We start from the raw sequence: 14,411 nt of genomic DNA, 5'->3' as shown, positions 1-14,411 counted from the left end.
CTGGCATAGTGGGCCGCATGATCGAACTGCGGTCGCTGACCAAGGTATATGGGCAGACCCCGGCGGTCGACGACCTCTCCGTCACCGTCGAGCCAGGCGTCGTGACCGGGTTCCTGGGCCCCAATGGGGCAGGTAAGTCGACCACGCTGCGGATGATCGTCGGGCTCGCGCGTCCGACCTCCGGGACGGCGACGATCGGCGGCAAGCAGTACCACGAGATCGACCATCCGCTTCGCGAGGTCGGTGCGCTGTTGGATCCCAAGCAGTTTCACCCCAACCGGTCGGCACGCAACCACCTGCGATGGATCGCCGCCGCCAATGACATTCCCTCCCGACGCGTGGATGAAGTGCTGGAGATGGTCGGCCTTACCGAAGTTGCCAATCGGCACGCCGGCACCTTCTCGCTGGGGATGTCCCAGCGGTTGGGCATTGCCGTGGCGTTACTCGGTGATCCTCAGGTGCTGTTGTTCGACGAGCCCGTCAATGGTTTGGACCCCGAGGGCATCCACTGGATCCGGACGCTCATGCAAAGCCTGGCCGCGCAGGGGCGCACGGTGCTGGTCTCAAGTCATCTGCTGTCCGAAATGGCCAATACCGCAGACCAATTGGTGGTCATCGGGCGGGGCCGCCTGATCGCGGCGACGTCCATGCATGAGTTTGTGAGCCGGGCCGGTGCCGACGTGGTGCGGGTGCGCAGCCCCCAGATCGACATCCTGCGCGCGGCGGTGGAGGAAAGCGGGTTCTCGGTGAAGGTCTCGGAACGCAGTGGAGAAGAAAGTGTGTTGGAAGTCAGCGGTGCTCTCATCGAGCAGGTCGGCGAGCTCGCGGCACGTCGCGGTGTGACGTTGTACGAACTTTCCCCACAACGAGTTTCGCTGGAGGATGCGTATCTGTCGTTGACCGACGATGCCGTGCAGTACCGCAGCCGGGTTGATGGCGTGGTGCCGGAAACCGCTACCGATGTGCCCGCCGACGCGGAGAGTGCTCGCTGATGGGGGTTATCGCGGCCGAACGGATCAAGGTCTGCACCTCTCGCTCGGCAGTGTGGTGCAGCCTGCTCGCCCTGGCACTGGGTTTGGGATTAGCGGGCCTACAGGGTGGGTCGGCCTCCGTCTATACGCCGATCTCTCCCGGCGACGCCGCGGGCGGGGCGACCGTTGTCGGGATTCCGCTCCTGATGGTACTGGCCGCCATGACGGTGACCAACGAGAATCGAACCGCGATGGTGCGAACCACCTTTCAGGCCACGCCCAACAGGTTGTCGGTCATCGGTGCCAAGGCCCTGGTGGCGGGGCTCTGGGTGGCCGTGGTCACCGCGGTCACCGCGCTGACCTCGATCGTGCTGGTGCGTGCCATGGCTGGTCCGGTGGCCGGTGCCAATCTGGCGCTCGACGGACCCGGCGTGTGGAACACGGTCGGGTCGGTGACCGTGTACGCGTTCTTGTGTGCCGTTCTCGCGGTGGCGGTGGGAGTGTTGCTGAAACACACCGCCGGCGCTGTTGCGGTACTCCTCTTGTGGCCGACGGTGCTCGAGTTGATGCTGGGCTGGCTCACTGACGCAGGAAAGGCGTTGCAGCCCTTTCTTCCTTTCGCCAACGGCATCAGGTTTACCGGCGTGCCTTGGTACACCTCGGACGGCGTCCGCTTCGTTTGGGGCACGACCGGTTCCCTCATCTACTTTGCTACCGTGGTTGTCATCACGCTCGCTGCGGCCCTGGCCGTGGTGCAGCGACGCGACGTTTAAGGTCGGGACAAGGGAGAACGATGGGGACCAAGCGGGTTGTGTACGCGGTCGCGGTGTCCGCGGCATGTGCACTGGCGACTGTGACGGCATGCGATCGAGACGGCGGCGAGGCACCCCGTTCGGCGCCCCAGGCCGGATCCCAGGAGGCGGTCGGCTTCGCGCACTCCTTGCACGAGAAGGTGACCGTCGACAATGTCGTGAAGCATCTCTCGGCGCTTCAAGAGATCGCCGACAAGAACAAGAACACCAGGGCGGCGGGTACTCCCGGCTTTGATCAGAGTGTCGATTATGTAGTAAAGGCACTGAAGGACAAGGGGTTCGACGTACAGACACCCGAGTTCAGTTTCAAGTACTTTCAGGCTAAATCCCTTGAGCTGACGGTTGGTCCCAAGAAGGTTGACGCTTCGGTGCTCTCGTACTCGCCGGGCGGCCAGGTGCAGGGACGATTGGTCGCGGCGCGGGCGGAAGAGTCGCCGGGTTGCACCGCCGCGGACTACGACGGACTGGACATCAAGGGTGCGGTGGTCTTGGTCGACCGGGGATCGTGCCCATTCTCCGAGAAGGAGAAGGCTGCCGCCGAGCGCGGTGCGGTGGGTCTGATCGTCGCGGACAACGTCGACGAGAGCCAGTCGGGTGGCACCCTCGGTGAGGACTCCGCTCCGAAGATCCCGGTGGTGGGCGTCACGAAGTCGACCGGAGCCGATCTGCGGGCACATCCCGATCAGGTTGTCCTGAAGGTCGACGCGGAGACCAAGGACGTCAAGGCGCGCAATGTGATCGCGCAGACCAAGACGGGTGCCACCACGGATGTCGTGATGGCCGGCGCTCACCTCGACAGCGTTCCCGAAGGACCGGGTATCAATGACAACGGCACCGGTACCGCGGCGGTTCTAGAGACCGCGCTGCAGCTGGGGCCGAGCCCGGACGTCAAGAACGCGGTGAGGTTCGCGTTCTGGGGTGCCGAAGAGGAAGGGCTGATCGGTTCCACCGACTACGTCAAGTCCCTCGACGTGGACGCACTGAAAGACATTGCCCTGTACCTGAATTACGACATGCTCGGGTCCCCGAATGCCGCATACCTCACCTATGACGGCGACCAGTCCGAAGAGCTCGACGCGAATGAGGTTCCGGTGCGGATCCCCGAGGGGTCGGCCGGTATCGAGCGGACAGAGGTCGCGTACCTCGCCGAGCAGGGCAAGAAGGCCCATGACACCGAGTACGACGGCCGTTCGGACTACGACGGATTCAGCAGGGCGGGCATTCCCACCGGCGGCATCTTCTCCGGCGCCGAGGACAAGATGTCGTCCGAAGAGGCGCGGGACTGGGGCGGCAAGGCGGACCAGCCCTTCGATCCGAACTACCACCAGGCGGGCGACACCCTGGCCAACGTGAACAAGGACGCGCTCAAGATCAACGCGGGCGGAGTCGCCTACACGATTGGCCTGTATGCGCAGAGCATCGACGGACGCAACGGGGTACCCGTTCACGAGGACCGCACCCGTCACAAGCTGAAGGACTAACCGCGGTAACAGGTTCGTTGCAACGTCCCGAAAGGCCTTGGGAACCAACGCTGGTGCGGTAGCGTGTGCGATTGCTCGATTCGCACAAGTCCACTGGGGTTCCAAGAGGTTTCATTGAGGTTCTTTTGATGGCGCTGTTTCGCGCCCGGGGGCTAGCGCGCGGTTGCGCCCTGCTCGCAATTGCGGTGGTGGCGAGCTGCTGTGCGCACCCGACACCGGGTGCCACCGCGGTGCCGCCCAACCCCAACCTGGCGGCGGATCTGGCACGCACCGTCACCGTGGACGCCATGCTGGCGCACCTGCAACAGCTGCAGCAGGCCGCCGACGCCAACGGCGGGAACCGTGCCGAGGGAACGCCGGGCTACGACGCCAGCGCCGACTACGTGACAAAGGCATTGAAAGATCGCGGGTTCGAGGTTCAGACGCCGGAGCTGTCCAGGCTCAAGGTGCTCACCGAGGGCAAGCCGCTCGTCGATATCGGCGGACGGCCTTATGCGGTGGATCAGGCCTCCTATTTCGCTCAGACCCCCAAGGATGGGCTCAAGGCCACCATCATCCGCCCTTCGGGCAAGGCCAGTGGTTGCGCCGCGGCGGATTACGGCACCCTCAAGCTGGACGGTCAGATTGCGGTAGTCGACGGTGCCGGGTGTTCGGTGGTCGACAAGCACAATGTCGCCAAGGAGAAGGGCGCGGCGGCGGTGCTGGTGACGATGCAGGCGGGCGCCGGCGAGGGCCTGTTCACCCCGAATTACTATGAGCAGCTGTCTATTCCGGTCGGAATCATCGACTCGGGAGTCGACACCCTGCTGCGCCGCAACTCGTCGCCAGTAACCCTGGTGCTGGATATGAGCATCGCGAAGGTGCGCTCACGCAACATTATTGCCCAGACAGCAACAGGTGATCCGGCAAATGTGGTGGTCGCCGGGGCACATCTGGACAGTGTGGCCAAGGGCCCGGGGATCAACGACAATGGAACCGGTGTGGCCGCGGTCTTGGAGACCGCACTGCAGCTGGGACCCAAGCCGGTGGTGAACAACGCCGTCAGGTTCGCGTTCTGGACCGCCGAGGAAGATGGGCTGGCAGGGTCGATCGAGTATGCGAAGGGCCGCAGCGCCGAAGAGCTCAACGACATCGCGCTGTATCTGAACTTCGACATGCTCGGCTCGCCCAATGCCGGGTACTTCGTGCTCGACGGTGACCAGTCGGCCGCTAAACCGGATCCGAACCGGCCGCCGTTGGACGTACCCGAGGGATCCGCGGGCATCGAACGGACCTTCGCTGGATATCTCAACCTGGCCGGCAAGCGGCCGGCGGCCGAGGAGTTCAACGGCAGATCCGATTACGGTCCGTTCCTGGCCGCGGGTATCCCTGTCGGCGGCATCAGCTCGGGTGCGCTGGAGAAAATGAGCGGCCCGGAAGCCAAGATGTGGCAGGGCCGCGCGGGTCAACCGTTCGACCCCAACTACCACGGCCCGAAGGACAATCTCGCGAACGTCGGCAAGGTGGCACTGGGGATCAACGGCTCGGCCGTGGCCTTTGCGGTCGGCACCTATGCACTGTCTACCACTGGGCCCAACGGGGTGCCGGAGCGCAAAGTTCGGCGACACTCTCCACAGGAGCGTTAGGTCCAGCTAGCATCCCAGCGCATGAGGAGAATTCTCGCGTTGCTGGTGGCTCTGGCGTCGAGCGCCGTTCTTGGATTGCCGTCAGCCGCGGTAGCGCAGGCCGACCCCGGGGTGAAAATGACTTACCGGGTGACCGCGCAGGATCCGGGGAGCAACCGCCAAGTGGTCATCTCCTACCGCACGGGTAAGGGCGAGAAGGCGGTCAAGTACACCTGGCTCGACCCCTTCGTGCCCTGGACGCACGACATATCGATGACGGCTCGTGAAGCGCAGGTGAGCATATTCAGCGACCAGGGTGGCAACTACCTCGGCGAGATCCTGCGCGACGGCAATGTCATCGCATCCAATTCGGTGTATCTCGACCCGGGCTGGGTGGCCGAACAGGGCGCGCCTTATGGGGCGCCGACGTTGTTGGCACGCGCCGACGTGTCCTAGAGCCTGCGCCGACACCTATCGCCAGGCGAAGACCGGCTGCTCCAGCTCGTCGACGCGGTCGCCGCGGCCCTCCAGACAGAGCCATCGCACCTGGAGCAAGACGGCCCCGGTCGGGGCATGGATGAGGTCGTTGCCCAGCGGGATCTGCACTACGGGGCGTGGGCTCTCGGGAATCGTGACGTAGCGCGGCGAATCGTCGCGCTGCAGCTGATGCAATCCCACCCGGTAGGCAGCCACCACCTCGTCGGGCGAGGGACGCATTTCCAGACGTCCGCCACCCCACACCACCACCGGGGTGATCACGTATCCCGAACGTGTCGGATAGTCATCGAGCAGGCCGAGCACCGTCGAATCCGGCAATGCGACGCCCAGTTCCTCATCCAGCTCACGCAGCGCGGCCTGCACCGCGTCCTCGCCCGGATCCAATCGTCCACCGGGCAGCGCCCATTGCGCGGCATGAGAGTTGAGCCGGGAGGTTCTGCGGCACAACAGGAATGCCGCGCCGCCCGAGACATCGACCATCCGGCCGTCTAACCCCTGCTCGGGTATCTCCCGGCCGCCTATCCACTCGTCCACCGGTGCCGGGTCGATGCGGTCTTCGCCCAGATCCGAGTCGACCAGCACCACGGCCACCGCGGCGCGGCGTTTCTGCGGGTCCTCGACGGTCCTGCGTTCGTGACCCGCCAGGTGCTCGCGAATCCGGTCCCGCAGTTCCTCGTCGTACGCGATCACCGTTCGACCATATCTGCCGCCGCCGGCGGCGGCCCTTTCGAATCGACTTGGCTCTATCCCTGGGCTTACCGCGCCGGGATTGTTGTGATGCGGGAATGAGTGACGACCAAACACGACGTATCTATCGTGACGCCGGAATCACCGTCGAAAAGCTCGGTGAACACATTGGTGCCCGGGTCGACGGTGTACAGCTCGGCGCCGATGTGCCGGCCGAACGGGCCGAGGCAATCCGCCTCGCGCTGGCCGTCCACAAGGTGCTGGTATTCACCGGGCAGCATCATCTGGATGACGCGCAGCAGTACGCGTTCGCCGGTCTGCTCGGGGAGCCGACGCTGCCGCACCCCACGGTGACTTCGCACGGCAGCGAGCTGCTGAACCTCGAAGGGGCGGCCAACGGCTGGCATACCGATGTCACCTTCGTCGACCGCATCCCGAAGGCGTCGGTGCTGCGCCCGGTGACGTTGCCGTCCTACGGTGGCGCTACCACGTGGGCGTCGACCGTCGCCGCGTACGAGCAGCTGCCGACACCGTTGCGTGCGCTCGCCGACGACCTATGGGCCATACATACCAATCTGTACGACTACGTGGGCGCAGGTGCATCGGGTGGCGTGAGCGCCGAGCGCCGCGCGGCGTACTACAACGAGTTCACCAGCTCTCTGTACGAAACATTGCATCCGGTAGTGCGGGTGCACCCGGAGACCGGTGAGCGCAGCCTGCTGCTCGGGCAGTTCGTCAAGAGTTTCCAAGACCTGCACGGTGCCGAGTTCGCGGCGCTCTTCCAGCTGCTGCAATCGCGTATCACGAAACTGGAGAACACCTTCCGGTGGAACTGGCGGTTAGGCGATGTGGCCATCTGGGACAACCGGGCCACCCAGCACTACGGTATCGCCGACTTCGGAGACCAACAGCGCGAGCTACATCGCGTCACGTTGGCAGGGGATGTGCCGGTCGACATCCACGGCAGGCGAAGCCAGATCCTCAGCGGCGATGCCAGTCACTACTCCGGTATCGAGGAGCCGCGGCGACTGGAATTGTTCGCCGCCTGACCTATGGCAATGCTATGTACTTCGTTTCGAGGTATTCCTCGATGCCCTCACTGCCGGCTTCGCGCCCGATGCCCGATTCCTTGATCCCGCCGAACGGCGCGGCCACATCGGAGATCACACCGCGGTTGACGCCGATCATTCCCGACTCGACAGACTCCGAAACGCGTAGCGCACGATCCAGGTTGGTGGTGTACACGTACGCGGCGAGCCCGTACTCGGTGTCGTTGGCGGCCGCGACTCCCGCGTCCTCGCCGTCGAACCCGGTGATCGCGGCAACAGGACCAAACACCTCTTCGCGGAGAATTCTTGCGTTCGAAGGCACATCGGTGAGCACGGTCGGCGGGTAGAAGTAGCCCTCGCCGTCGGCGATGGCACCTCCGGTGGTGATGACAGCTCCCTTGCTGACGGCATCCTGCACCAACTCGTCGACCGAGGCGCGCTGCTTGGCGGTGATGAGCGGGCCTACCTGTACGCCGCTTTCGTCGCCGGGACCGATGGTGAGCGCACCCATGCGGGCGGTGAGCTTCTCGGCGAATTCAGCGCGTACCGCGTTATCGACATGAAAGCGGTTGGCCGCGGTGCATGCCTCGCCGATATTGCGCATCTTGGCCGCCATCGCGCCGTCGACCGCGGCGTCCACGTCGGCATCGTCGAACACCACAAACGGGGCATTGCCGCCGAGCTCCATCGACGAACGTAGAACCCTTGTGGCGCACTGGGACAGCAGTACCTTGCCCACGGCGGTGGAGCCGGTGAAGGTCAGCTTGCGCAATCTGGAATCTTCGATCAGCGGGCCGGTCAGGCCGGAGGCGCTGGTGGTGGGAAGAATCGACAGCACGCCCGGGGGCAGCCCGGCGTCGGCGAATACCTGGCCCAGCAGCAGCATGGTGAGTGGCGTCTCGGCGGCGGGTTTGACGATCATGGTGCATCCGGCGGCGAACGCCGGACCGATCTTGCGGGTACCCATGGCCAGCGGGAAGTTCCAGGGAGTGATGGCCAGTGCCGGACCGATGGGCTGCTTGGTCACCAGGATCCGGCCGGTGCCCGTTGGCGATGAGGTGTACCTGCCGTTGATGCGCACCGCTTCCTCGGAGAACCAGCGCAGAAACTCTCCGCCGTAGGCGACCTCGCCCTGGCTCTCCGCCAGCGGCTTGCCCATTTCCAGGGTCATCGCCAGCGCGAAGTCATCACGCCGCTCCATCACCAATTCCCAGGCCCGCCGGAGTATTTCGGCTCGTTCACGGGGTGCGGTCGCCGCCCAGGACTGTTGCACGGCCACAGCCTCATCAAGCGACGTGGCACCGTCGGCCGTTGCGGCATCGGCCACGGTGGTCAGCACGGCACCCGTGGCCGGGTTGTGCACAGGGAACCGGGCGCCGGTCGAGGACGGCACCTGCTTGCCGCCGATCCATAGATCGGTGGGGATGGCATCGATCAGGGCTGAGTGGTCAGTCACTGGTGGCTCGCCTTCTCACGAATGATGTCGGTGAGGACGGTGATGCCCTCGTCCAATAGATCGTCCCCGATCACCAACGGGGGGAGCAAGCGGATCACGTTGCCGAAGGTCCCGCAGGTGAGGATCAGAACACCTTGGGAGAGCGCCTCGGCGGCAATGGCTTTGGTCAGGGCCGCATCGGGTTCGAGAGTGCCGGGTTTGACGATCTCGATGGCCAGCATGGCGCCTCGGCCGCGTACTTCACCGATGACGTCGACGGTGCGCGCCAGCGTTTGGAGGCGAGACACCACCGAGGTCTCGATGGCCCGGGCGCGGGCCGGCAGGTCCAGATCGTGCATGGCACCCAGCGAGGCGATGGCGGCCGCGCAGGTCACCGGGTTGCCGCCGTAGGTTCCGCCCAGGCCGCCGGTGTACACCGCGTCCATGAGATCAGCGCGACCGGTGACGGCGGACAGCGGCATGCCCCCGGCGATGCCCTTGGCCATGGTGATGATGTCAGGGACGATGCCCTCGTGCTCGGAGGCGAACCAGGCACCCGTACGTGCGAATCCGGTCTGTACCTCGTCGGCGATGAAGACGACGCCGTTGTCCCGGGCCCAGGCCGTCAGCGTGGACAGGAATCCGGGTGCGGGGACGATGAATCCACCCTCGCCCTGGACGGGCTCGATGATGATCGCGGCCAGCGACTGCGCACCGATCTGGGTTTCGATGAGAGAGATCGCGCGCCGTGCGGCGTCCTCGCCGGACAGACCCGGCTCGTCACGCAGGGGGTAGGAGGCCGGCATCCGGTAAACCTCGGGCGCGAAGGGCCCGAACTGCGACTTGTAGGGCATCGCCTTGGCGGTCAGTGCCATCGTCAGGTTGGTGCGGCCGTGGTAGGCGTTGTCGAAGGCGACGACCGCCGGGCGACCGGTGGCAAGTCGCGCCACCTTGATGGCGTTTTCCACGGCCTCGGCGCCGGAGTTGAACAGTGCGGTGCGCTTCTCGTGATCGCCGGGTGTCAGGGCGTTGAGGAGCTCGGCGACCCGTACGTACCCCTCGTAGGGCGTCACCATGAAACAGGTATGGGTGAAATGGGCCGCCTGGTCGGCGATGGCGGCGGCCACCGCGGGATGTGAGGCGCCGACGGTGGTGACCGCGATACCCGACCCGAGGTCGATGAAGGAGTTGCCGTCGGCATCGACGATCACGCCGCCATCGGCATCCACGGCGTAGACCGGTGCGGTGGATCCGACGCCCGCGGATACCGCGGCGCGGCGGCGCTCGGCCAAGGCGCTGGACCGAGGTCCGGGCAGGGGCGTCACGATGTTGCGCTTCTGCGCGAGGCGATAGGCGATGTCGGTCATAGCGCTTCCTGTCGTCGATCCGGCGATCTCAGTCTGCCGCTGCGGTGTGTTTCTGTGAATGGACGGATTGTCCACCGAAGGCCCACACGTACGCCGTTTTGGCGTACGTTCCCCCTTCGCGCGGACCACATGGCTGCTATTCCACGAGCGGCGCGGTGTCGCGAGTCAGGGTGCGCCCGAGGAAGAAGTCCGGGCTCTTGACGCGCATGATCACCATGAGCACCGCCCCGAAGGCCAGAATGCCGAAGCCCAGATAGAACACCAGGCCGATACCGCCGATCGAGGCGCCGCTGCCCGTCTTTTCCGGATCCATGCTTTCGCGCACGGAGATGACGAACACCGCAGCTAGCATGAGCCCGCCCAGCAGCGGAAAGAGGAACTTGTACACCACGTTGTGGGCATTCTGGAACAGCTCCGTGCGGAAGTACCACACGCAGGCGAAAGCGGTAATGCCGTAGTACCAGCAGATCATGATGCCCAGTGCCGCAATGGTATCCAGCAGGGTGCGATCGGACAGCAGGCTGACAACGGTGTAGAACACGGCTGTCACCGCGCCGGCCACCACGGTACTGAAGGTCGGCGTCAGGAATCGCGGGCTGACACTGGCGAACTGCTTCGGGAAGGCGCCATAGGTGCCCATGGCGAGCATGGTGCGGGCGGCGGGCAGGGAAGTGGTCTGCAGGCTCGCCACCGCTGAGGCGAAGATCGCCAACAGCAGCAGCGGGCCGAACCAGCTGCCTAGCACCGGATTGGCGAGGGCGCCAAAGACATTGTCCTTGTTCTCCTCATTGGCCAGGCCCAGATCGGTGTCGCCGACACCGGCGAACATCATCACGGCGACAGCCACCAGCAGGTAGGTCAGCAAGATCGACAGCACGCACAGCAGGCCGGCACGGCCGGGTACCTTTGTCGGGTCCTTGCATTCTTCGCCGAGTGTCAGACAGGTGTCCCAGCCCCAGAATGCGAAGATCGAGCCGACGAGCCCAATGACAAAGGCGCTCAGGGTTAGTCCCGTCAGCGGGTTGAACCAGTCCAGATCGAAGTCGAGATGCCCGGCCGCGCCAGGCGCCTTCGTGATGGCGACGACGGCGAAGATCACCAGCACGATCATCTGAAACCCGACGAGGACGTACTGCACCTTTTCGCTCGTGGTGATGCCGCGGCTGGAGATGTAGGTGGCGATGGCCAACAGCGCGACGGTCGAGATGATGTTGACCGCCTTGTTGCTGGCGAGGTCGCCGACCGTCTGATTGTGGAAGATGGCGCCCAGAAACTGATATCCGTATTGCACACCGATGGATGCCAGGTTGGACAAGACGATGATGGTGGCGATCACCATGCCCCAGCCACACATCCAGCCGATGTACGGGCCGAATGCCTTGGTGGACCAGGTGAAGGAGGCGCCGCAGTCCGGCGCGCGCGAGTTGAGCTCGCGGTAGGCGTACGCGGTGAGGAACATCGGGATGAACCCCGCGATCAGGACGGCCGGCATCTTGAGGCCGACCGCGGCCACAATCAGGCCGATGCTGGCCGTGAGCGTGTATCCCGGTGCCACTGTGGAGATACCGAGGATGGCGCCGGTAAAGGTGCCGATGCGTCCGGCCGCCAAGCCTTTTGAGACAAGTCCCTCGGACCGCTCGGCATTCTCCAGCTCGGCGTGAGCGACGTCCTCAGTCACTATCGCCCCCTTCTTCCTTGGGAATCACAACCATCGGGACCTGCAGCACGCGGAGCATCTTCGCGGCCGTCGAACCGAGGAAGAGTCGTCGCGGCTGTGCCAAGCGGCTTGAACCGACCATGATGATGTCGCCCTCGTGCCAGTCGAGCTTGTTCACCGCAGCCTCGACGGTGGGTCCCTCGGCGACCATTGACGTGACCGGAAAATCTTTTGGCAGAAACAGTTTTGCGGTTTCGAGGGACTGCTGAGCATGAATGGTGGCGCGTTCGCGCGCCGACTGATCGTCGTCACCCCCGGGGATCGGGTCGAACGAGACCAGTGAGACCAGGCGCAGCGGTGCGCCGGCGCGCTGGCAGGCCCGCAGCGCCGTGTCCAGCAGCACGCGCGCGCCCGGCCGCGTTCCCATGGCGCAGGTGACTTCGCGGACGCGGAGGTTCTTCTGATAGCGCGCACCACGCGGCGAGATCACCAGTGGTATCGGTGAGGAGTGCACCAGCTCGTTGACTACCGATCCCAGCGAGAGACTGCCGACCAGACCGCCGCCTGAACCACCCACCACGACTGCCTCGACCCCCAGAGCCTCGCACTGCGCGATGAGTCCCTCGGCAATCGACTCGTGGAAGCTGATATGCGTCTGGACCGTGAGGTCGTCGGGAATGGTGGCTTCGGCATGGTTCAGCCAGTGAGTGGCATTCTCGGACAATATGTCCTGGCGCTCCTGCTGCGGGAGCGGCGCCAGGATAGGGCGGTCCTGGGGGAGCACCATGCACAGATCGAGATGCGCGCCCAGTGAGCGTGCGATCTGCGCTCCCACCGCTAGCGCGTCATCGCCGCCCGGAGTGGCCAGGTATGCAACGGCAATCCTCTTGGCGGCGGTGTTCATGGCTAAGCCTCCTGGTGTCCGGATGTGTGACAGCTCTTCGGCGGGGTGGGTGCGACGTCGAGCGAGGGGTTGCGGTCGAAGAATCCGACCGGTTTGAGCCAGAAATTCACGGTGTCGACGGGCATGATCGGCCAGTCTTCGGGGCGGGTGATGTGGTGAATGCCGAACACATACCAGAGCACCACGTCGGTGTTCTCGATGGAGCGGTTGTGCTCAGTCCAGGAAGGCAGACCATGGTCTTCCTTGCTCTGTGTAACGAATTCTCCTGCGGGCCAGCGCTCCTCGGGTGAGTTGGGGGTCACCCAGAGGGTGTGCTCGATGGCGCGGCAGCGCGCCAGCACCGGTGAGGACGGGTCGAACATGGCCGGGATGGCAGCACCAGGTACCAATTTGTAGGCCGGTGCGGTGCCGATGCCGTTGCGGGTGTTGTCGTTGACCACCTTCCAGGCGCGCTGCGTCTGCCAGCAGAAGTCCTGTTTGCCTTCCGATTCGGTGCGCAATGGGGTGTTGCGCTGCCGCAGAGACAGCCCGTACGGGTTGTTGGGGCCAACCGGCTCGATCTCGGTCTCGGTGGCGTACACAGTGTTCTCGGTGCCGTCGACGTCCAGGTCCAGTCTCGCGACAAGGAAATGTTGGTGGTACGGCGCGTAGGTCCGGTTGTCGACCAGGGTTCCGTGTGGGTGTGCGGCGCCCTCGGCGAAGTTGCTCACCACCATGATTCCCGTTGCACGGACCTCACATTCGATATTTCCGTCCTGATAGAACCGCCAGTACGTGAGGTATTCGTAGTTGGCGACGGTGACGTGGAAGGACACCGTGAGCCGGCGCATCCGGCGTACCTCGGCACCGTGGTCGTGATCGACGTGCTTCCACAGGACGGCATTGTCTTCTTCGTGAATGCAGATCGCGTTCTTGATGGTGTACGGCTCGCCCTTGCTGTTATGCAGCACGGCATCGAGGTAACGGATCTCGCCGAGGCAGTCGCAACCAAGTTCCAGTGAGGTGGTCATGAAGCCGATGCCCCACTCGCCGATATCGAAAGCTGTTCTTCGGTAGTGATCTTCGCAGTGATCCCGGTAGGGCACCATCATCTCGGCGAAGGACATGCGGTTGGCCACTGATCGCACCCGGCCGTTGTCGTTATACGTCACGGCATGCAGTGTCATGCCCTCGCGGTAGTTGAAGCCAACTCGCAATGACCAGTTCTGCCACTCGAGTTTATTGCCTTCGATGGTGAAGGAAGGACCGTCGGGCTGGGTGATATGCAGTGGTTGCAGCGACTCTCGGGTGCTCTGCCGGCGCAAGCGTTCCGGAACGTGCCGGGGCACGTACTCGCCCATCATCTCGGGCCGTGGGACGGTGAACGTGTCCTCGATCTCCAGCAGCTCCATGCTGTTCATGTCGATGATGCAGTGGAATCCGTTGACAGGGCCCGCGTACGGATTGGCGCCTTCGGTGGAACGCACCCAGGTGTCCGACCATCCGAGGCGCCGGCCCTTGTACTTCTCGGGCATGACCGCGTCGCCGTAGGTCCAGGTATCCATGAACACCAGGTCCATGTCGGTGATTCCGCGGGTGGCCAGGGCGGCGATGACCTCCGGATGGCGCCTCAGGGCGGCGTCGGCCTCTTCCCACTCGTCGACCGTGAAGTTGGGTTGCACTCCGGGAATGTGATCCCAGGACTGCACTTCACCGGCGGTCAGCGAGACGACAGCCTTGTAGGTGGCGTTCCGTTGGGTGTCCAGACACGTGGCGAGTGCCCGGCGCTCGGGCCGTGCGCCGTTGCTGTCGAATGCGGCGATCTCGGCCTTGGAGGGCTCGGACAGCTCGATGGACGTATACCGCCAGCCGCTCCCGACGCCGTGCGCTTGCGCCAGAAGTTTGGCTGTCGCGGTGAATTCATCCGCGGTCAGAGGATCAAGAGGATGGAACGTGTCGGTTGCCAT

Annotated in this window: 12 protein-coding genes; 6 read left to right on the top strand and 6 right to left on the bottom strand. The window is 64.5% G+C overall.

Translation table 11 applies throughout. The features are described 5' to 3' along the window. The first annotated feature begins 17 nt into the window (after nucleotides 1-17). From B4394_RS11855 to B4394_RS11835, 5 genes are all read left to right on the top strand, one after another. The gene (locus B4394_RS11855; RefSeq protein ID WP_078307612.1) at nucleotides 18-992 is read left to right on the top strand and encodes an ABC transporter ATP-binding protein; all 975 of its coding nucleotides are present in this window, start codon (nucleotides 18-20) and stop codon (nucleotides 990-992) included. Continuing rightward, nucleotides 992-1,744, top strand: coding sequence for an ABC transporter (locus B4394_RS11850; RefSeq protein WP_078307614.1), 753 nt, complete (start codon nucleotides 992-994; stop codon nucleotides 1,742-1,744). The genes B4394_RS11855 and B4394_RS11850 overlap by 1 nt, the downstream gene beginning before the upstream one ends. A 20-nt stretch (nucleotides 1,745-1,764) precedes the next feature. Beyond that, complete coding sequence (locus tag B4394_RS11845) at nucleotides 1,765-3,264, top strand: M28 family metallopeptidase (protein ID WP_078307617.1); 1,500 nt, start codon at nucleotides 1,765-1,767, stop codon at nucleotides 3,262-3,264. Between the two features lie 128 nt (nucleotides 3,265-3,392). Then, nucleotides 3,393-4,889 (top strand): M28 family metallopeptidase, encoded by a 1,497-nt coding sequence (locus B4394_RS11840; protein ID WP_078315148.1) that lies wholly within the window; start codon nucleotides 3,393-3,395, stop codon nucleotides 4,887-4,889. A gap of 39 nt (nucleotides 4,890-4,928) precedes the next feature. Continuing rightward, on the top strand, nucleotides 4,929-5,324 hold the full coding sequence (locus B4394_RS11835) for a hypothetical protein (protein WP_078307619.1): 396 nt from the start codon (nucleotides 4,929-4,931) through the stop codon (nucleotides 5,322-5,324). A gap of 15 nt (nucleotides 5,325-5,339) precedes the next feature. Here B4394_RS11835 and B4394_RS11830 read toward each other — a convergent pair whose 3' ends face one another. Beyond that, the gene (locus B4394_RS11830) at nucleotides 5,340-6,056 is read right to left on the bottom strand and encodes an NUDIX hydrolase (RefSeq protein WP_078307621.1); all 717 of its coding nucleotides are present in this window, start codon (nucleotides 6,054-6,056) and stop codon (nucleotides 5,340-5,342) included. Nucleotides 6,057-6,151: 95 nt separating this feature from the next. On the opposite strand from B4394_RS11830, the gene B4394_RS11825 reads away from it, so the two are divergent. After that, a complete protein-coding gene (locus B4394_RS11825) occupies nucleotides 6,152-7,102 on the top strand; it encodes a TauD/TfdA dioxygenase family protein (protein ID WP_078315147.1) in 951 nt (316 codons plus the stop codon). Nucleotide 7,103: 1 nt separating this feature from the next. Here the strand turns inward: B4394_RS11825 and B4394_RS11820 are convergent, their stop codons facing one another. The 5 genes from B4394_RS11820 to B4394_RS11800 form a co-directional block, all read right to left on the bottom strand. Next, nucleotides 7,104-8,558 (bottom strand): NAD-dependent succinate-semialdehyde dehydrogenase, encoded by a 1,455-nt coding sequence (locus B4394_RS11820; protein WP_078315146.1) that lies wholly within the window; start codon nucleotides 8,556-8,558, stop codon nucleotides 7,104-7,106. Further along, nucleotides 8,555-9,904: a 4-aminobutyrate--2-oxoglutarate transaminase gene (gene gabT / locus B4394_RS11815; RefSeq protein WP_078307627.1), complete on the bottom strand. Its 1,350-nt coding sequence runs from the start codon at nucleotides 9,902-9,904 to the stop codon at nucleotides 8,555-8,557. The genes B4394_RS11820 and gabT overlap by 4 nt, the downstream gene beginning before the upstream one ends. A gap of 136 nt (nucleotides 9,905-10,040) precedes the next feature. Next, nucleotides 10,041-11,582, bottom strand: coding sequence for an APC family permease (locus tag B4394_RS11810; protein ID WP_078315145.1), 1,542 nt, complete (start codon nucleotides 11,580-11,582; stop codon nucleotides 10,041-10,043). Then, nucleotides 11,575-12,465 carry a universal stress protein gene (locus B4394_RS11805; RefSeq protein WP_078307632.1) on the bottom strand — a complete coding sequence of 297 codons (891 nt, stop codon included), beginning with the start codon at nucleotides 12,463-12,465 and terminating at the stop codon, nucleotides 11,575-11,577. Before B4394_RS11805 ends, B4394_RS11810 begins: the two co-directional genes overlap by 8 nt. A 2-nt stretch (nucleotides 12,466-12,467) precedes the next feature. Then, a complete protein-coding gene (locus B4394_RS11800) occupies nucleotides 12,468-14,411 on the bottom strand; it encodes a primary-amine oxidase (RefSeq protein ID WP_078315144.1) in 1,944 nt (647 codons plus the stop codon).

Source organism: Mycobacterium sp. D16Q16 (genome assembly GCF_002013745.1).
Classification (GTDB): domain Bacteria; phylum Actinomycetota; class Actinomycetes; order Mycobacteriales; family Mycobacteriaceae; genus Mycobacterium.
Note: the sequence above shows the minus strand (reverse complement) of the source record. Positions and strands in the feature narration are given on the sequence as shown.

Bases quoted from the DNA above. Each gene is read 5' to 3' on its own strand.
- B4394_RS11800 (WP_078315144.1), bottom strand. From the start codon at position 14,411: ATGGCAACCGACACGTTCCATCCTCTTGATCCTCTGACCGCGGATGAA.
- B4394_RS11805 (WP_078307632.1), bottom strand. From the start codon at position 12,465: ATGAACACCGCCGCCAAGAGGATTGCCGTTGCATACCTGGCCACTCCG.
- B4394_RS11855 (WP_078307612.1), top strand. From the start codon at position 18: ATGATCGAACTGCGGTCGCTGACCAAGGTATATGGGCAGACCCCGGCG.
- B4394_RS11825 (WP_078315147.1), top strand. From the start codon at position 6,152: ATGAGTGACGACCAAACACGACGTATCTATCGTGACGCCGGAATCACC.
- B4394_RS11850 (WP_078307614.1), top strand. From the start codon at position 992: ATGGGGGTTATCGCGGCCGAACGGATCAAGGTCTGCACCTCTCGCTCG.
- B4394_RS11840 (WP_078315148.1), top strand. From the start codon at position 3,393: ATGGCGCTGTTTCGCGCCCGGGGGCTAGCGCGCGGTTGCGCCCTGCTC.
- B4394_RS11845 (WP_078307617.1), top strand. From the start codon at position 1,765: ATGGGGACCAAGCGGGTTGTGTACGCGGTCGCGGTGTCCGCGGCATGT.
- gabT (WP_078307627.1), bottom strand. From the start codon at position 9,904: ATGACCGACATCGCCTATCGCCTCGCGCAGAAGCGCAACATCGTGACG.